This is a genomic window from Streptomyces humidus, assembly GCF_014649655.1.
GTDB classification, from domain to species: domain Bacteria; phylum Actinomycetota; class Actinomycetes; order Streptomycetales; family Streptomycetaceae; genus Streptomyces; species Streptomyces humidus.
On sequence record NZ_BMTL01000006.1, the window covers coordinates 186561 to 203232 of the forward strand.

Here is a 16672-nt window from a genome sequence, read left to right on the forward strand (position 1 = left end):
AGGGAGGATGTCTCTATGGGGGCATAAGCTGGGCTTATGGGGAGCGTGGAGGAAGAGCGACCGGACGGCGTCGGCTCGATCGCGCACCGGGTCCCGGACCTGGGCGCGCTGGAGCTGCTGCTGGCGGTGGCCCGGCTGGGCAGCCTGGGCGCGGCCGCGCGGGAGCTCGGCATCACCCAGCCCGCCGCGAGCAGCCGGATCCGTTCCATGGAACGCCAGCTGGGCGTGGCCCTGGTGGACCGTTCGCCGCGCGGCTCCCGGCTCACCGACGCGGGCGCGCTGGTGACGGACTGGGCGGGGCGGATCGTCGAGGCGGCGCGGGCGTTCGACGCGGGGGCGCAGGCGCTGCGGGACCGGCGGGACTCGCGGCTGCGGGTCGCGGCGAGCATGACGATCGCGGAGTACCTGCTGCCCGGCTGGCTGCTCGCGCTGCGTGCGGGGCGGCCGGACACGGCGGTGTCCCTGCTCGCGGGCAACTCGGCTGCCGTGGCCGAGCGGTTGCTGACGGGGGAGGCGGATCTCGGCTTCGTGGAGGGGCTCGACGCGCCGTCCGGCCTGGACTCGGCCGTGATAGCGCACGACCGTCTCGTGGTCGTCGTCGCGCCCGTGCACCCGTGGGCCCGCCGCCGTCGGCCGCTGGACGCCTCCGAGCTGGCCTCCACGCCGCTGATCCTGCGGGAGAAGGGCTCGGGAACCCGTCAGGTCCTCGACACCGCTCTGGGCGGACTGGCCCGCCCGCTGATCGAGCTCTCCTCGACGACGGCGGTGAAGGCGGCGGCGGTGAGCGGGGCCGGCCCGGCGGTGCTGAGCGAACTGGCGGTGGGCGAGGAGCTGGCGCTGCGACGGCTGGTGGCGGTACCGGTGGACGGGGTGTCGCTGGCCCGGGACCTGCGCGCCGTATGGCCCGCGGGCCACCGCCCGACAGGCCCGGCGAGAGAGCTCCTGACCCTGACCCGAGGCTGACGGGCCGGCCGGTCAGCCGCCCCGCCCCCGTCCCGGCCGACGCCGACGCCGACGTACCCGCCCTCGGTGTCGCGTGTCCCGGCTGCGTCAGGAGGCGGGTGGGCGCGTGCGTGCGGTGGGCCGGGACGCGGCGGTGACCAGGGCGCGCATCACCCGGACGTCCTCGCCCATCTCCGGATGCCACTGGACTCCCAGCACCCAGTCGGCGGAGGGCAGTTCGACGGCCTCCACCGTGCCGTCCGCCGCGTACGCCGACGGGACCAGGCCCGCGCCCAGGCGGTCCACCGCCTGATGGTGGTAGGTCGGCACGGAGGTCCTTTCCGCGACCACCCGGCTGTACAGCGTCCCCGGGACCGGCTCGACCGGGTGGCGGCCGACCACGCCCACGGCCTCGATGTGCCCGTCGAGGTGCTGCGTCAGCGTGCCGCCGAGCGCGACGTTCAGGAGCTGCATGCCCCGGCAGATGCCGAGCAACGGCAGTCCGGCCGCCAGTGCCGCCTCGATCAGGGCCAGCTCCCATGCGTCGCGCTCACGCGCGGGCGGCCCGGTGCGGGGGTCCGGCTCCGCGCCGTAGCGGCCGGGTTCGACGTCGGGCCCGCCCGCGATCACCAGTGCGTCCAGGCGTGCCACCGTCGCAGCCGCGTGTCCGGGCGCGTCCGGCGGGAGCATCGCGGCCAGCCCGCCGGCCCGCTGCACGAGCCGTGGGTAGGCGGCGGGCAGCAATGCCGCGTCCAGCTCCCAGACCCCCCAGCGCGCACCGGACTCCAGATAGGTGCTGACGCCGACCAGCGGCCTGCCGCCCGTCGCGTCGGTCCCGGACGCCGTCGCCTCCGCCGTGGTCGTCATGTGCCCCTCCGGACGTTCAATGGACGGCCTTCATACCATTGTGCGACCCCTCCGCGCGCGGTGCCCTCACGTGAGGAAGCCCCTGAGCAGGGCCGCCGTCCCGGCGCAGTGCTCCCGCATCGTCTCCCGCGCGCCGTGCGCGTCGCCGTCCAGCACCGCCTCCACCAGCGCCGTGTGCTGACGCTGGGAGTGCTCCAGATTGCGGACGAGGAGCGGTATGCAGTCCAGCAGGTCGTTCACCGTGGCCCGCACCGCCGCGTACCGCTCGGTCAGCGAGGGGGAGCCGCACAGCTCGGCCAGGGTCAGGTGGAACATCGTGTCCCGGCGCCGGTAGTCGGCCAGCGGGGCGTCCGCCGTGCGGGCCAGGGCCTCGCGCAGCCGCCCCGCCCGCTCGTCCGACAGGCCGTGCGCGGCGCACAGCCCCGCCGCCCCCACCTCCAGCACCTCCCGGAAGCGCAGCACGTCCTCGATGTCGGTCTCGGCGACGCGCCGCCGCAGCTCGTCCTCGCCGCCGGCATCCGGACGCCTGAGCACGAACGTCCCCCCGTACCGGCCCCGGCGGGACTCCACCAGCCCCTGGTCCTGGAGGACCTTGAGCACCTCGCGCAGCGTCACCCGGCTGATGCCGAGCCGCTCCGCCAGCTCCCGCTCGGCCGGCAGCCGCTCACCCCCCGGCACCAGACCCAGCCGGACGACCTGAAGGATCTGCTCCAGCGCCTCCTCGAAGCCGTTGCCGGTCCGCACCGGCCGCAACACCGGCGTCAGCCGGTCGTCCGCGCCGCCGTCCGCGTTCACCGACATCAGGTCGCGCCCCCTTCCCAAGCAATGGTTCTCCGCAATACCTTATGGCTGCCGGCCGTCGGCCGCCGACCCGCAGAAGGCGACAGAAGCCAGGAAGCCTGAGGAGGCCCTCCCGTGGCAGACCGCACACCCCCGCTCGCCGTCGAGGAACTGCACGCCCTCGTCGCGGGCGGTGAGATCGACACTGTCGTCCTCGCCTTCCCCGACATGCAAGGCCGGCTCCAGGGCAAGCGCTTCGCCGCCGGATTCTTCCTCGACGAGGTCCTCCGGCACGGCACCGAGGGCTGCAACTACCTCCTCGCCGTCGACACGGAGATGAACACCGTCGACGGCTACGCCATGTCCTCCTGGGAGAACGGCTACGGCGACTTCGCCATGCGTCCCGACCTGTCCACGCTGCGCCGCGTGCCCTGGAACGCCGGCACGGCGATGCTGATCGCCGACCTGGCCTGGCACGACGGCTCGCCCGTGACCGCCGCCCCGCGCCAGATCCTGCGCCGCCAGCTGGAACGGCTGGCCGAGTACGGCCTCACCGCGCAGGTCGGCACCGAGCTGGAGTTCATCGTCTTCAAGGACAGCTACGAGGCCGCCTGGGACGCGAACTACCGGGGCCTCACCCCGGCCAACCAGTACAACGTCGACTACTCGGTGCTCGGCACCGGCCGGGTGGAGCCGCTGCTGCGCCGCATCCGCAACGAGATGGCGGGCGCCGGTCTGACCGTCGAGTCCGCCAAGGGGGAGTGCAACCCCGGCCAGCACGAGATCGCCTTCCGCTACGACGAGGCCCTGGTCACCTGCGACCAGCACGCGATCTACAAGACCGGCGCCAAGGAGATCGCCGCCCAGGAGGGCGTCTCGCTCACCTTCATGGCCAAGTACAACGAGCGCGAGGGCAACTCCTGCCACATCCACCTCTCGCTCGCCGACGCAGACGGCGCGAACGTCATGGCGGGCACGGACCAGGACCCGGACGGCATGTCGGAGCTCATGCGCCACTTCCTCGCCGGACAACTCGCCGCCCTGCGCGACTTCTCCCTGCTCTACGCCCCCAACGTCAACTCCTACAAGCGGTTCCAGCCGGGCTCCTTCGCCCCGACCGCCGTCGCCTGGGGACACGACAACCGCACCTGCGCGCTGCGGGTCGTCGGCCACGGCCGCTCCCTGCGCTTCGAGAACCGGCTGCCCGGCGGCGACGTCAACCCGCATCTCGCGGTGGCCGGACTGGTCGCCGCGGGCCTGTACGGCGTCGAGCGGAAACTCGAGCTGCCCGAGGCCTGCGCCGGGAACGCCTACACCGCCGGCCACGCGCAGGTGCCCACCACCCTGCGCGAGGCCGCCGAGCTGTGGGAGAACAGCCCGATCGCGCGGGCCGCCTTCGGCGAGGAGGTCGTCGCCCACTACCGCAACATGGCGCGCGTCGAGCTGGCCGCCTTCGACGCCGCGGTCACCGACTGGGAGCTGCGCCGCTCCTTCGAACGCCTGTGAAAGGTCCTGCCGTGTCCCACCCGCACACGCCGTCCCCGCACCATCCGGCAGCGCCCGAGCTGACCGTCCTCGACCCGGCCACCGAAGAGGTCATCGCCACCGTCCCGGCCGCCGACGCGGCCGACGTCGACCGCGCCGTCACCCGCGCGGCCGCCGCCCGGACCGCCTGGGCGGCCGCCGCCCCCGCCGACCGGGCCCGGCTGCTGCGCCGCTTCGCCGACGTCGTCGACGCCCACGTCGAGGAACTGGCGCTGCTGGAGGTCCGCGAGGCCGGTCATCTGCTCGGCAACGCCCGCTGGGAGGCAGGCAACGCCCGTGACCTGTTGCTCTACGCCGCCGGCGGCGTGGAGCGGCTCATGGGCCGGCAGATCCCCGCCCCCGGCGGCTGGAACGTCACCTTCCACGAACCCCTCGGCGTGGTCGGTGTGATCGCCCCCTGGAACTTCCCGATGCCGATCGCCGCCTGGGGCTCCTTCCCGGCTCTCGCCGCCGGCAACGCCGTCCTTCTCAAGCCCGCCGAGACCACCCCCCTCACCGCCCTGCGGCTGGCCGAACTCGCCCTGGACGCGGGCCTGCCGGAGCACCTCTTCCAGGTGCTGCCCGGCTACGGCGCGGTCGCCGGACGGGCGCTCGTCGACCACCCCGGCGTGGCGAAGATCGTGTTCACGGGCTCCACCCGCACCGGCCGCGAGGTGATGGAGCGCTGCGCCGCCCGGATCAAGCCCGTCACCCTCGAGCTCGGCGGCAAGAGCCCCAACGTCGTCTTCGCGGACGCCGACCTGAAGCGGGCCGTCGACCCGTTCTCGTTCCTCGACAACTCCGGCCAGGACTGCTGCGCCCGCACCCGGATCCTGGTCCAGGAGTCGGTGTACGACGAGGTCGCCGACCACCTGGCGCGGGAGCTGGCCGCCGTCGTGGTCGGCGACCCGGCCGCCGAGGGCACCCAGATGGGTCCGCTGATCTCCCGTCAGCAGGTCGATCGTGTGCGGTCGTTCGTGCCGGACGACGCCGAGGCGCTGCGCGGCAGCGCGCCCGAGGGCCCCGGCTTCTGGTTCCCGCCGACGGTCCTCACCGGCCTCCCGTCCGACTCGCCCGCCGCCCGCGAGGAGATCTTCGGGCCCGTGGCCGTCCTCCTCCCCTTCACCGACGAGGCGGACGCGATCCGGCTCGCCAACGACACCCCCTACGGCCTCTCCGGCTCCGTCTGGACCCGGGACGTGGGCCGCGCCCTGCGCGTCTCACAGGCCGTGCGCGCCGGGAACCTGTCCGTCAACTCCCATTCCAGCGTCCGCTACTGGACCCCCTTCGGCGGCTTCAAGCAGTCCGGCGTCGGCCGTGAGCTGGGTCCGGACGCCTTGACCGCCTTCACCGAGACCAAGAACGTCTTCATCAGCACGGAGGGCCCCGCACAGTGACCAGAGAGATCGTCTGCCGCCGGCTCGTAGGCCGTACCGCCGTCGTCACCGGAGCCGGCAGCGGCATCGGCCTCGCCACCGCCCGCCGGCTCGCCGCCGAAGGCGCGCACGTGGTCTGCGGCGACGTCGACGAGACCCGCGGCAAGGCCGCCGCCGACGAGATCGGCGGCGTCTTCGTGAAGGTCGACGTCACCGACCCCGAGCAGGTCGAGGCGCTGTTCAGGACCGCCCACGACACCTATGGCAGCGTCGACATCGCTTTCAACAACGCCGGGATCTCACCGCCCGACGACGACTCCATCCTGGAGACCGGCCTCGAGGCATGGAAGCGGGTCCAGGAGGTCAACCTGACCTCCGTCTACCTGTGCTGCAAGGCCGCCATCCCCTACATGCGGCGGCAGGGCCGGGGCTCCATCATCAACACGGCGTCGTTCGTGGCGAGGATGGGCGCGGCGACGTCGCAGATCTCGTACACGGCGTCCAAGGGCGGCGTCCTGGCCATGTCCCGCGAGCTGGGCGTGCAGTTCGCGCGGGAGGGCATCCGGGTGAACGCCCTGTGCCCCGGCCCGGTCAACACCCCGCTGCTGCAGGAGCTGTTCGCCAAGGACCCGGAGCGGGCCGCCCGCCGCCTGGTCCACATCCCGGTGGGCCGGTTCGCCGAGGCCGAGGAGATCGCCGCCGCCGTCGCCTTCCTGGCGAGCGACGACTCCTCCTTCGTCAACGCCACCGACTTCCTGGTGGACGGCGGGATCTCCGGCGCCTACGTGACCCCCCTGTAGACGGCGACCCGGGTCACAGGAACGTCCGGCCCTCGCCCCGGTAGGTCGGCACGGTCGCCGTGACCGACTCGCCCTCGACGAGGTGCAGTTCGTCGAACCGCTCGCACAGCTCACCGGCCTTCGCGTGCCGGAACCACACCTTGTCGCCGATCAGCAGATCGTCGGCGGGGGAGCCGATGAGCGGGGTCTGCACCTCGCCGGGGCCCTCCTGGGGGTCGTACCGCAGCCCCTCGGGCAGATACGGCACGGGCAGCCGGTCGGGACCGGCGGCGCCGGAGGCGGGATACCCGCCGCCGAGGACGGTCACGATTCCCACCCCGGGCCGCCGCACGACGGGCTGGGCGAACAGCGCGGCCGGACGCCCGTTGAACGACGTGTAGTTGTCGAACAGACGCGGCACGTACAGCCCCGACCCGGCCGCGATCTCCGTGACCGCGTCCTCGGCGGCCGTGTGCTGCACACTGCCGGTACCGCCGCCGTTGACGAACTCCAGGTCCGGGACGACGGCCCGCACCGCACGCACCACCGCGGCACGCCGTTCGGCGAGTTCGCGTCGCGCGGCGGCCTGCATCAGCCGGACGGCCCGGGACCGGAACGGCCGCTCGGCGACGGCGTCCCCCACCCCGGCGATGTGCCCCTCGTACGCCATGATCCCCACCAGCTCGAAGCCGGACCGCCGGGACACCGCCCTTGCCACGTCGGCCACCTGGGCGGGGGAGTGCAGCGGGGAGCGCAGGGCGCCGACCCGCAGCCGACCGCCGAGCAGCTTCAGCGAGGTGTCCAACTCCAGGCAGACGCGTATCACTTCGGCGCCCTCGCCGCGCGCCGCGTCGATCAGGTCCAGCTGGGCGACGTCGTCGACCATGACGGTGACGGCGGCGGCCAGCTTGGCGTCGGCGGCCAGCTCCGCGAAACCGGCGCGGTCGGCCGACGGGTAGGCCAGGAGGACGTCCTCGAATCCCGAGCGGGCCAGCCACAGGGACTCGGCGAGGGTGAACGACATGATCCCGGCGAAGCCGTCCTTCGACAGGACGCGCTCCAGCAGCGTCCGGCAGCGCACCGACTTGCTGGCGACGCGGATCGGCTTCCCGCCGGCCCGGCGCACCAGATCGTCGGCGTTCGCGTCGAACGCCTCCAGGTCCACGAGGGCGAGGGGGGCGTCGAGATGGGCGGTGGCCCGGTCGTATCGGGCCCGGTCGGCGGCGCGCGCAGTCATGGAGGCAGCCTGCCAGACAGGATTACCGCAGGGTAGGGGGACGTTCCGGGCAGAAGCCCACGGCGGCGCGGACTGGTTCCCGTTTGCCGGGCGACAAGCCGTAGAGTGACGCGCACGCACGCAGGGACGGCTGCGACCGGGACGACCGCGTCGGGATGCCGGCCCGCCCGTGCGGGTATGGCTGCCCGGAACGGATCGCCGCGTCCGCCCGGGCCGCGCGGCGACGGGAACGACGGCCCGGGTACCCGAACGACGGCCCGGGGACGAGGAAACGGGGGGTGCATGAGCACGGAAGCACGCCGCGCCCCGGTCCCCCCGCGACCCGACGTGCCTCCCCAGCCCGGAGTGCCCCCGCGTCCGACATCTCCGCCCCGCCCGTCCAGGCCTCCGACGCCGGACGCCGTCCCGACGATGGTCGAGACAGGCCCGGCCGCCTCCGAGGACGCCGGCACGGCCCGCCCGGCGACCGACGGCCGGCCGGAGCGGGATCCCGAGCTGGATCCCGCGCCCCGTCCGACGCCCGGCCCGCAGGAGCGCGACTTCGCGCGCCGGACCGCGCCCGCCGCCGCTGAAGCGGATCCCGCCCGCCGGACGCCCACCGGCCCGGCGCCTGCGACGGCCGCCGAGGACCGCGCGGGCGACGGCGCCCCGGCCGCCTCCGGCCCCGCCGGCTCCTCCTCCCGCACCGCCCCCCGCTTCGTCAGGCTGCGGGCCCAGCACACGGACGCCATGACCTCGCCCCCGCCCCCGCCGCCCGCGTCGGCACGCTTCCCGGACACCCCGCCGCGGCCGAGCCGCCCCGCCCCGGCCGCCGCCCGGCGCGACGAGACCTCGCCGCCCGGACGCGCCGAGGACGGACCCCCCGCCCCGAACGTCCCGCGTCCCGGCCCGCCGCACGACTTCCGTCGCCCCCCACGCCCCACCAGGCCCGCCCCCCGCCCCGCGCCCACGAGCGCCCCGCCCTCCACGAAGGCCCCGGCACCCACGAGCGCCCCGGCCTCCACGGACGCCCCGGCCTCCGCCGATGTGTCCGCCCCGCGTCTCTTCGGCGCGCCCCCGTCCCGCCCGTACGGCCCGCCGGCGCCCGGTGCGCCCGGAACCGGTCCGACGGCTCCCGGTGGCTTCGGCGGGGGCAGCGCCCGTCCCGCCGACGTCGGGGACACCCGGTCCGCCGGTCGGGCGGACGCCCCGGTCGCCGGACCCGTCGCGGACCACGGCTCCGAGCGGGCCTGGTCGCCCCTGCCCCGTGGCTGGGTGCCCGCGCCGGGGCCCGCCCGCCACGAGACGCCGGCGGAGGGCGCCGGAGCCGGGCCGCGCGGCGACTCGCGCCCGGAACCGGCGGCCGGCGAGGCTCCGGCCTGGAGTCCCGGGGCGGCCGTGCGGCAACCCGACTTCACCCTCGCCCCCGAGCCGCCCGCGCCGCAGGCCCCACGTCGCCCCGACGGCACCCAGGGGACGGTGAACGGACCCGATCCGGCGCTCTCCTGGAGCGCTCCCATGACGCCCGGCGGCGTCACCGGCTCCACCCGGCCCGTGGTCAGGTTCGCCCGGCCCGAGGGATACACGCCCCGCATCCTCGGCAGACACGGCCGCACCGTGGCGGCCGCCGCCTGCGCGGTCCTCGGACTGGGGCTCATCGGCGGTGCGCTGACCGGCAGTTGGCTCGTCGGCGGCTCGGGGGACAGCGCCGAACGCAGCGCCTACACGGCCGCCGGCGGCCTGTGGCACAACGTGCCCGTGGACCAGCTGTTCCCGCCCACCGTGGACGGGCAGGGCGCCGGCCCCGGCGGGGCCGACCGGACCTGGACGCGGATCGCCGTCGCGCCGGACAGCGGCTGCGCCGGGGTCTTCGACCCCCTGCTGCTCAAGGTGCTCGCGCCGGCCGGCTGCCGGCGCGTGCTGCGCGCCACCTACACCGACGCCACCCAGAGCTATGTCACCACCGTCGGCCTGCTGTTCACCGACGCGGACGCCGCCGCCATGCGCGCGCTCGACGCCCGTTTCGCCAAGGAAGGCCTGGCCCAGCGGGCGGATCTGATGCCGCGTCCGTACGCCGCCAAGGGCACCGTGGCCGCCGGGTTCGGAGACCGGCAGCGGGCCGCGTGGACCGTCTCGGTCCTCACCGACGCGCCCGTCGTCGTCTACGCCGTCTCCGGCTGGGCCGACGGCCGGACCGTCGACACCCCGCAGCCCGCTCCCCGGGCCGCCGCCACCGGCGCCACCACGGCCCCCGCCCAGGCCGGCCTCGGCAACGAGGCCCAGGGTCTCGCCGACCGCGTCGAGCGCGGCCTGCGCAAGACCGCCGTCACGCCCTCGGAGCAGCCCTCATGACCATCCGAAGGACCCGTACGACGCCTACGACCGGTGCGACGCCTGCGACCCTGGCGACGCCCATGGCCCGTACGGCCCGTGCGACGCGTACGCCCCGCAGGGCCGGGCTCCTGAGCTGCCTTCTCGCCGCGGCCGTCGTCCTGACGCCGCCCTCCGTCGCCCACGCCGACGGCATCCGGGCCCAGCAGTGGGCGCTGGACGCCCTGCACACCCAGCAGGCCTGGCAGACCACCAAAGGCCGGGGCATCACCGTCGCCGTCCTGGACACCGGCGTCGAGGCCGACCACCCCGACCTCGTCGGCAACGTCCTCCCCGGCAAGGACATGGTGGGTTTCGGGGCGCAGCGCGGCGACCGCGCCTGGGCCCGCCACGGCACCGCGATGGCCAGCATCATCGTCGGTCACGGACACGGCGACGGCGACGACGAGGGCGTGCTCGGGATCGCCCCCGAGGCGAAGGTCCTCCCCGTCCGCGTGATCCTGGAGGACGGCGACCCGCAGCGCACCAAGGCCCGCAACACCCGCGGCAACGCCCTCGCCGACGGCATCCGCTGGGCCGCCGACCAGGGCGCCGACGTCATCAACCTCTCCCTGGGAGACGACTCCGCCTCCGCCCACCCCGAGCCCGCCGAGGACGAGGCCGTCCAGTACGCCCTGAAGAAGGGCTCGGTCGTGGTCGCCTCGGCCGGCAACGGCGGGGAGAAGGGCGACCACATCTCCTACCCGGCCGCCTACCCGGGCGTCATCGCCGCGACCGCGGTCGACCGCTACGGCACGCGCGCCTCGTTCTCCACCCGCCGCTGGTACGCGACCGTCAGCGCGCCCGGCGTCGACGTCGTCATCGCCGACCCGGACCACAAGTACTACCAGGGCTGGGGGACCAGCGCCGCCTCCGCCTTCGTCTCGGGAGCCGTCGCGCTCGTCAAGGCCGCGCATCCCGGTCTGACCCCGGCGCAGATCAAGAAGCTCCTGGAGGACACGGCCCGCAACGCCCCCGCCGGGGGCCGCGACGACTCCCGCGGCTACGGCTTCATCGACCCGGCCGCCGCGATCCGTGCGGCCGGCGTCCTCGAGCCGAAGGGCCTGCAGTCAGCCGCCTACGCCGAGCGGTACTTCGGCTCCGGCCCCGACCGGGCGGACGCGGACGACGACACGTCGAGCTGGGCGGGCCTGTTCGCGGCCGGCGCCGGCGGAGTGCTGCTGCTGGCCTCGGTCGTCCTGTGGCGCGGCCGCCGGGAACGCGACCGGCACGAGGCCCGGGACGCCTACGAGGCCTACGAGCCCCTCTAGTGCCGCAGCAGGCAATGTTCGCCCCGTCACGACGCCTGGCACGCACTCTCGCCGCACCGGGCGAAAGCCCGAGTACGTCCAGTACGGGTGCTTCCGCCCGGCACGCCGACAGCACGCACCAGACGCCGCTCCTTCTCGGGCGAACATTGCCTGCCGCGGCACTAGCCTCCAGCGTCCGGCCGGGTTGTCCCCTGTCCGGCTGTCCGGCTGTCCCGCGGGGGAGGCGGCGGCCGGCGTGCCCGCTCGGACGGGGACGCCGACGACGCTATGACGCGGACGACGATGCCCGCGCCGAGTCCGTGACCACCGGCGTGGCCGCCGACGCCGTGCCGCCGCCGTCGGAGAACGCCGACACCGCCGCCCTCGCCGCGGCCTCGACCAGCGAGATGCCCGCCGCCTGCGTCGCGTTGCCGTCCGACAGCACGGCCACCAGGTAGTCGCGCCCGCCGGCGCTCACCCGGCCGATGCTGTTGACGTCCCACAGCCCGGTCGTGCTGCGCGGCAGCCAGCCGTTCTTCAGCGCCCACGAGGACCCGTCGGCCGCGGCCGAGACGCCCCAGTCCTGGCCTGCGGCTATCTGCCCCATCAGATCCCGCAGATACGCCCGCGACGCCTCGCTCAGTTCCGAGTCGTCCCCGAACACCTGCCGCAGCAGGGTGAGCTGGTCGGCGGCGGTGGTCCGGGTGAGCCCCCACAGCATGTCCTGGCCGCCCCGGGTCCCGGTCAGGCCGAACCGCTCGTTCGCCGCGTCGAGGCCCTCGGCCTCGCCGATGGTCCGCCACAGCGCCGACGCCGCGTCGTTGTCGCTGTTCTCGATCATGGCCTTGGCGTACGTCCTCTCGGCCGTCGTGAGACGACGGCCCTCGTCCTGCGCCCGGAGCAGCAGCGCGGCCAGGATGTCCGCCTTGACGATGCTCGCCGTGTCGAAGACGCCCCCGCCGTACGCGGCGCTCTCACCGGAGGCCAGGTCGAGCACGGCCACGGACACGGCCGCGCCTGCCGGCACGGGCACCGACCTCATCGCCGCCGCCAACAGCGCGTCGCGCTCCTCCTCGGGCGCCGCCCCGTCCTCCACCGACACCTCCTCGTCCCCCGCCTCCGACGCCGATGCCGACGGCGTCACGGACGACGACGATACGGCCCACCCGCCGAAGCGGGCCCGTACCTCCGCACAGACGGCGCCGCCGGCCGTCGCACCCAGCACGGCGGCCGCGGCGAGCGCGAGAGGGAGGAAGCGAAGGGGACGGCGCGGGGCGGGACGAGCGCGGCGGCCGCGACGTGACCTGGGGGACTCCATGGCCGTGATGGTCGGGGCGAGGCCTGTGCGGGCCGTGGGACGGACGTGAGAGCCGGATCAGGGGAGCCTGAGAATCCCGTGAACGGCGTCGTCACGGTGACCGGGGCCCCGCACAGGCCCACGGGCCCGCCCCCGATAGGGTCGACGACCGTGGCGAACAAGAACATTCCCGACCCCGGCTTCTCCGACGACGACGGCTCCGCCGACCCCCGGCTGAGCGCGGCGCTCGCCGCCTGGGCCGAGGACCGCACCGCCGTGGCCCCGGTGCTGGCGGCGCTCAAGGGCGCCCGGCTGCTCGTCCCCGTCGTGGCGGTGCTGGGGGAGGTCGAGGAGGACGAGAACGGGCTGCGCCGTGAGAAGACCAGCGACATGGCCGTTCCCACCCTGAAGGCCGGCTCGCGCACCGCGCTGCCCGCGTTCACCTCCACGGACTCTCTCGCCCGCTGGGATCCCGCGGCCCGCCCGGTCGCCGTCCCGCTGCACCAGGCGCTCCAGGCGGCCGCGCACGAGAAGGCCGACACGGTCGTCCTCGACCTGGCCGGGCCGGTGGCCTTCGAGCTGACCGGGCCCGCGCTGCTGGCGCTCGCCGAGGGGCGTACGTCCACCGACCCGCTCGCCGACCCGGCGGTCGTCGCGGCGGTCCGGGCCGCCGTGGCGGCGGAACCGGAGATCCTCAGCGCCCACCTCGGCCCCGGGCAGGCCGACGGCACCCTCGCCCTCGTCCTGGACCCGGCGGCCGTCCCCGCCGAGACGGCCCGTGCGGTGGCCGGCCGTCTCGCGGCCGACGAGACGCTGAGGGCCCGCCTGGTGCACGGCCTCGACCTGGCACTGCTGCCGGCCGGGACGACGCCTCCGGGCGAGCCCCTGTACGTGAAGAGCCGAGTGCGCCGAGACGCGGCTCAGCCGTAGACCGGGCCCGTGTACTTCTCGCCCGGGCCCTGGCCCGGCTCGTCCGGGACGATCGACGCCTCGCGGAACGCCAGCTGCAGCGACTTCAGACCGTCGCGCAGCGGGGCCGCGTGGAAGGAGCTGATCTCGGTCGCGGACGCGTCCAGCAGACCGGCGAGGGCCGTCACCAGCTTGCGGGCCTCGTCGAGGTCCTTGTACTTGTCGCCCTCCTCGGTGAGCCCCAGTTTCACGGCGGCGGCGCTCATCAGGTTGACGGCGACCGTCACGATCACCTCGACGGCGGGGACCTCGGCGATGTCGCGGGTCATCTCGTCGAAGTCTGGGGTGTCGGGGGTCCCGGCGGAGCCGGCGGGGGAGGTGTCACTCATGCGGGACACGATAGGCGCAGGCCGCACCGGGGCCGGTGGCCAGGCTCGATTGGCCGTTCGTGGCGGGGGCTGGTAATCTCGGTTTACGACCGGTCGGACACGCGTGCCCCTCAGCAGGCGGGCCCGGCCCACAAGTGGAGACTCCGAGCTCCCACCCGACTGTCCCTGGAGGACGGCGGGTCACCCCGGTCAGGCGGCCACCATCGTTCCGTACGGACGATGGAGTCGCCCGGTAGTGCGCCCCGCGATCCTTGCGGCGGTGCTCCGGTAGTGCTTGGAGCCCCGCATGTGATTGTTCGGGGCATTTTTTGTGCTTCGACGTGGTTGCCGAACTATCGAACACAGACGTTACGCGGCCGTCCGCCAGACTGCCGTGTGGTGCTACCGAGGAGGATCCATCAGCACCGAGCCCCGCATCAACGACCGGATTCGCGTTCCCGAAGTGCGACTTGTCGGTCCCAGTGGCGAGCAGGTCGGCATCGTTCCGCTGGCCAAGGCCCTGGAGCTTGCGCAGGAGTACGACCTCGACCTGGTCGAGGTGGCGGCGAGCGCACGCCCGCCGGTCTGCAAGCTCATGGACTACGGGAAGTTCAAGTACGAGTCGGCCATGAAGGCCCGTGAGGCGCGCAAGAACCAGGCGCACACGGTCATCAAGGAAATGAAGCTCCGGCCGAAGATCGACCCGCACGACTACGACACCAAAAAGGGTCACGTCGTCCGGTTCCTCAAGCAGGGCGACAAGGTCAAGATCACGATCATGTTCCGTGGTCGCGAGCAGTCCCGGCCGGAACTCGGCTACCGACTGCTGCAGCGTCTCGCGTCGGACGTCGAGGACCTCGGCTTCATCGAGTCGAACCCGAAGCAGGACGGCCGGAACATGATCATGGTTCTCGGTCCGCACAAGAAGAAGACCGAGGCCATGGCCGAGGCCCGGCAGGCGCAGGAGGCCCGCAAGGCCGAGGCGAAGGCCAACCCCGGTCGCTCGCAGAACGCCGCGGACTCCGACGCCGTGAACGCCGAAGGCGAAGAGGTCGTGGCGGCGGACGCCGAGGCCCCTGCCGAGGCTTCCGCCGAGGCGTGATCCGAGGGACGCGAGTCCCGCGGACATAACCGATACCAGCGACGTTCCACCGTGCCCGGTTTCACGACCGGGCACCGGAACGCCACCGACGAGGAGAGAACGGCGCTATGCCGAAGAACAAGTCGCACAGCGGTGCCAGCAAGCGCTTCAAGATCACCGGCTCCGGCAAGGTGCTCCGCGAGCGCGCCGGCAAGCGCCACCTGCTCGAGCACAAGTCGTCCCGCGTGACGCGCCGCCTCACCGGCAACGCCGAGATGGCCCCGGGCGACGCCGCGAAGATCAAGAAGCTTCTCGGCAAGTGACGTCGGGCGCAAGCGTCGCGCCTGACCTCTGACCGGGACCCAATCGTTTCCGGGTCGTGTGAGTCCAACCACGGCCCCGCTACAAGGAGTTAAAAAGTGGCACGCGTCAAGCGGGCAGTCAACGCCCACAAGAAGCGCCGGGCGATCCTCGAGGCGGCCTCCGGCTACCGCGGTCAGCGTTCGCGCCTGTACCGCAAGGCCAAGGAGCAGGTCACCCACTCGCTGGTCTACAACTACAACGACCGCAAGAAGCGCAAGGGCGACTTCCGTCAGCTGTGGATCCAGCGCATCAACGCTGCGGCCCGCCAGAACGGCATGACGTACAACCGCCTCATCCAGGGTCTGAAGGCCGCGAACGTCGAGGTCGACCGCAAGATCCTGGCCGAGCTGGCCGTGAACGACGCCACCGCGTTCGCCGCGCTGGTCGAGGTCGCGCAGAAGGCCCTCCCGGCGGACGTGAACGCGCCCAAGGCCGCGTGACGCCGCGCCGGCTCCGGCCGACGTGAAAGGACCCGCAGGCTTCGCCTGCGGGTCCTTTGCTTGCCGACGCCCGCGGCGTCCGGCGTCCGGGCCTCGTCCGGCCGCCTGCCGGGCGCGTCGGCGGGCCGAGGCCGGTCGCGCCCGCGCGGCGGAGCCGCACGTGACAGGGCTCCGCGCCCCCAGGTAAGTCCACTCGCGTCGCCACCAGGTCGACCCCGTCGCAGAAGGTGAACCACATGCCCTCCGCCAGTCCCGAGCTGATCTCCCCCCGCTCCCCCCGCGTCTCCGCCGCGCGGCGGCTGGCCAGGCGGAACTTCCGGGGCAAGGAGCGGCTGTTCCTCGCGGAGGGGCCGCAGGCCGTGCGGGAGGCCGCGGCGCACCGCGCCGACGGACAGGCCACGCTCGTCGAGCTGTTCGCCACCGTCGAGGCCGCCGAGCGCTACGCCGACGTCGTCGCCGAGGCGCGCTCCGCCGGCGCCCGGGTGCACCTCGCCGCCGAGCAGGTCATCGAGGACGTCTCCACCACCGTCACCCCGCAGGGACTCGTCGGGATCTGCCGGTTCCTGGACGCGCCCTTCGCGCAGATCCTCGCCGCCCGGCCCCGACTCGTCGCCGTCCTCGCCCATGTGCGCGACCCCGGCAACGCGGGCACCGTGCTGCGGTGCGCCGACGCCGCGGGCGCCGACGCCGTGGTGCTGACAGACGCCTCCGTCGACCTCTACAACCCCAAGGCCGTCCGCGCCTCCGTCGGCTCCCTGTTCCACCTGCCCGTCGCCGTCGGCGTCCCCGTCGAACAGGCCGTGGCGGGGCTCAGGGACGCGGGCGTGCGGATCCTCGCCGCCGACGGCGCGGGGGACGACGACCTCGACGACGAGCTGGACCGGGGCGCCATGGGAGGGCCCACCGCGTGGGTGTTCGGGAACGAGGCCTGGGGACTTCCCGTGGAGACCCGCGAGCTGGCGGACGCCGTCGTGCGCGTCCCGATCCACGGAAAAGCCGAGAGTCTGAACCTCGCGACCGCCGCCGCCGTATGTCTCTACGCGTCGGCCCGTGCACAGCGCGCCTCCGGAGGGTGCCGCTCCGTCACCGACAGCTAGTAGGGTGACGAGT

Annotated in this window: 16 protein-coding genes; 11 read left to right on the forward strand and 5 right to left on the reverse strand. The window is 74.1% G+C overall.

What is annotated here, in order from left to right; all coding sequences use genetic code 11:
• The first annotated feature begins 36 nt into the window (after positions 1 to 36).
• Positions 37 to 963: a LysR family transcriptional regulator gene (locus IE239_RS08835; RefSeq protein ID WP_190148719.1), complete on the forward strand. Its 927-nt coding sequence runs from the start codon at positions 37 to 39 to the stop codon at positions 961 to 963.
• Positions 964 to 1050: 87 nt separating this feature from the next.
• On the opposite strand, the gene IE239_RS08840 is transcribed toward IE239_RS08835, so the two are convergent.
• Positions 1051 to 1809, reverse strand: a complete 759-nt coding sequence (locus IE239_RS08840; RefSeq protein ID WP_190148720.1) for a gamma-glutamyl-gamma-aminobutyrate hydrolase family protein — start codon at positions 1807 to 1809, stop codon at positions 1051 to 1053.
• Between the two features lie 66 nt (positions 1810 to 1875).
• Positions 1876 to 2610, reverse strand: a complete 735-nt coding sequence (locus tag IE239_RS08845; RefSeq protein WP_190148721.1) for a FadR/GntR family transcriptional regulator — start codon at positions 2608 to 2610, stop codon at positions 1876 to 1878.
• 114 nt (positions 2611 to 2724) lie between these two features.
• Here IE239_RS08845 and IE239_RS08850 point away from each other — a divergent pair, with 114 nt between their 5' ends.
• From IE239_RS08850 to IE239_RS08860, 3 genes are read left to right on the forward strand one after another with little or no spacing between them, the layout of a single operon-like run.
• Positions 2725 to 4095 carry a glutamine synthetase family protein gene (locus IE239_RS08850; protein ID WP_190148722.1) on the forward strand — a complete coding sequence of 457 codons (1371 nt, stop codon included), beginning with the start codon at positions 2725 to 2727 and terminating at the stop codon, positions 4093 to 4095.
• A gap of 11 nt (positions 4096 to 4106) precedes the next feature.
• A complete protein-coding gene (locus IE239_RS08855) occupies positions 4107 to 5510 on the forward strand; it encodes an aldehyde dehydrogenase family protein (RefSeq protein ID WP_190148723.1) in 1404 nt (467 codons plus the stop codon).
• Positions 5507 to 6289 (forward strand): 3-oxoacyl-ACP reductase, encoded by a 783-nt coding sequence (locus IE239_RS08860; RefSeq protein WP_190148724.1) that lies wholly within the window; start codon positions 5507 to 5509, stop codon positions 6287 to 6289. Before IE239_RS08855 ends, IE239_RS08860 begins: the two co-directional genes overlap by 4 nt.
• A gap of 13 nt (positions 6290 to 6302) precedes the next feature.
• On the opposite strand, the gene IE239_RS08865 is transcribed toward IE239_RS08860, so the two are convergent.
• Positions 6303 to 7505 carry an amino acid deaminase/aldolase gene (locus IE239_RS08865; RefSeq protein WP_190148725.1) on the reverse strand — a complete coding sequence of 401 codons (1203 nt, stop codon included), beginning with the start codon at positions 7503 to 7505 and terminating at the stop codon, positions 6303 to 6305.
• 411 nt (positions 7506 to 7916) lie between these two features.
• Between IE239_RS08865 and IE239_RS41920 the strand changes: the two genes are divergently transcribed.
• Both IE239_RS41920 and mycP read left to right on the forward strand, forming a co-directional pair.
• On the forward strand, positions 7917 to 9836 hold the full coding sequence (locus IE239_RS41920) for a hypothetical protein (protein WP_229877954.1): 1920 nt from the start codon (positions 7917 to 7919) through the stop codon (positions 9834 to 9836).
• Positions 9837 to 9898: 62 nt separating this feature from the next.
• Complete coding sequence (gene mycP / locus IE239_RS08875) at positions 9899 to 11125, forward strand: type VII secretion-associated serine protease mycosin (protein WP_229877966.1); 1227 nt, start codon at positions 9899 to 9901, stop codon at positions 11123 to 11125.
• A 265-nt stretch (positions 11126 to 11390) separates the two neighbouring features.
• Here the strand turns inward: mycP and IE239_RS08880 are convergent, their stop codons facing one another.
• A complete protein-coding gene (locus IE239_RS08880) occupies positions 11391 to 12422 on the reverse strand; it encodes a serine hydrolase (RefSeq protein ID WP_190148727.1) in 1032 nt (343 codons plus the stop codon).
• 150 nt (positions 12423 to 12572) lie between these two features.
• Between IE239_RS08880 and IE239_RS08885 the strand changes: the two genes are divergently transcribed.
• Positions 12573 to 13331, forward strand: a complete 759-nt coding sequence (locus IE239_RS08885; protein ID WP_190148728.1) for an SseB family protein — start codon at positions 12573 to 12575, stop codon at positions 13329 to 13331.
• Here the strand turns inward: IE239_RS08885 and IE239_RS08890 are convergent.
• On the reverse strand, positions 13322 to 13699 hold the full coding sequence (locus tag IE239_RS08890) for a DUF1844 domain-containing protein (protein WP_190148729.1): 378 nt from the start codon (positions 13697 to 13699) through the stop codon (positions 13322 to 13324). The two genes, IE239_RS08885 and IE239_RS08890, sit on opposite strands and share 10 nt — an antisense overlap.
• 373 nt (positions 13700 to 14072) lie before the next feature.
• On the opposite strand from IE239_RS08890, the gene infC reads away from it, so the two are divergent.
• From infC to IE239_RS08910, 4 genes are all read left to right on the forward strand, one after another.
• Positions 14073 to 14780 carry a translation initiation factor IF-3 gene (gene infC, locus IE239_RS08895; protein WP_190148730.1) on the forward strand — a complete coding sequence of 236 codons (708 nt, stop codon included), beginning with the start codon at positions 14073 to 14075 and terminating at the stop codon, positions 14778 to 14780.
• 107 nt (positions 14781 to 14887) lie between these two features.
• Complete coding sequence (gene rpmI / locus IE239_RS08900; RefSeq protein ID WP_003977225.1) at positions 14888 to 15082, forward strand: 50S ribosomal protein L35; 195 nt, start codon at positions 14888 to 14890, stop codon at positions 15080 to 15082.
• Between the two features lie 96 nt (positions 15083 to 15178).
• A complete protein-coding gene (gene rplT, locus IE239_RS08905) occupies positions 15179 to 15562 on the forward strand; it encodes a 50S ribosomal protein L20 (protein WP_046707390.1) in 384 nt (127 codons plus the stop codon).
• A gap of 236 nt (positions 15563 to 15798) precedes the next feature.
• The gene (locus IE239_RS08910) at positions 15799 to 16659 is read left to right on the forward strand and encodes a TrmH family RNA methyltransferase (protein WP_190148731.1); all 861 of its coding nucleotides are present in this window, start codon (positions 15799 to 15801) and stop codon (positions 16657 to 16659) included.
• The last annotated feature ends 13 nt before the right edge of the window (positions 16660 to 16672 follow it).

Excerpts from the sequence above, each read along its gene's own strand:
- IE239_RS08835 (WP_190148719.1), top strand. The coding sequence starts at position 37 with ATGGGGAGCGTGGAGGAAGAGCGACCGGACGGCGTCGGCTCGATCGCG.
- IE239_RS08840 (WP_190148720.1), bottom strand. The coding sequence starts at position 1,809 with ATGACGACCACGGCGGAGGCGACGGCGTCCGGGACCGACGCGACGGGC.
- IE239_RS08845 (WP_190148721.1), bottom strand. The coding sequence starts at position 2,610 with ATGTCGGTGAACGCGGACGGCGGCGCGGACGACCGGCTGACGCCGGTG.
- IE239_RS08865 (WP_190148725.1), bottom strand. The coding sequence starts at position 7,505 with ATGACTGCGCGCGCCGCCGACCGGGCCCGATACGACCGGGCCACCGCC.
- IE239_RS41920 (WP_229877954.1), top strand. The coding sequence starts at position 7,917 with ATGGTCGAGACAGGCCCGGCCGCCTCCGAGGACGCCGGCACGGCCCGC.
- mycP (WP_229877966.1), top strand. The coding sequence starts at position 9,899 with ATGGCCCGTACGGCCCGTGCGACGCGTACGCCCCGCAGGGCCGGGCTC.
- IE239_RS08880 (WP_190148727.1), bottom strand. The coding sequence starts at position 12,422 with ATGGAGTCCCCCAGGTCACGTCGCGGCCGCCGCGCTCGTCCCGCCCCG.
- IE239_RS08890 (WP_190148729.1), bottom strand. The coding sequence starts at position 13,699 with ATGAGTGACACCTCCCCCGCCGGCTCCGCCGGGACCCCCGACACCCCA.
- rpmI (WP_003977225.1), top strand. The coding sequence starts at position 14,888 with ATGCCGAAGAACAAGTCGCACAGCGGTGCCAGCAAGCGCTTCAAGATC.
- IE239_RS08910 (WP_190148731.1), top strand. The coding sequence starts at position 15,799 with ATGCCCTCCGCCAGTCCCGAGCTGATCTCCCCCCGCTCCCCCCGCGTC.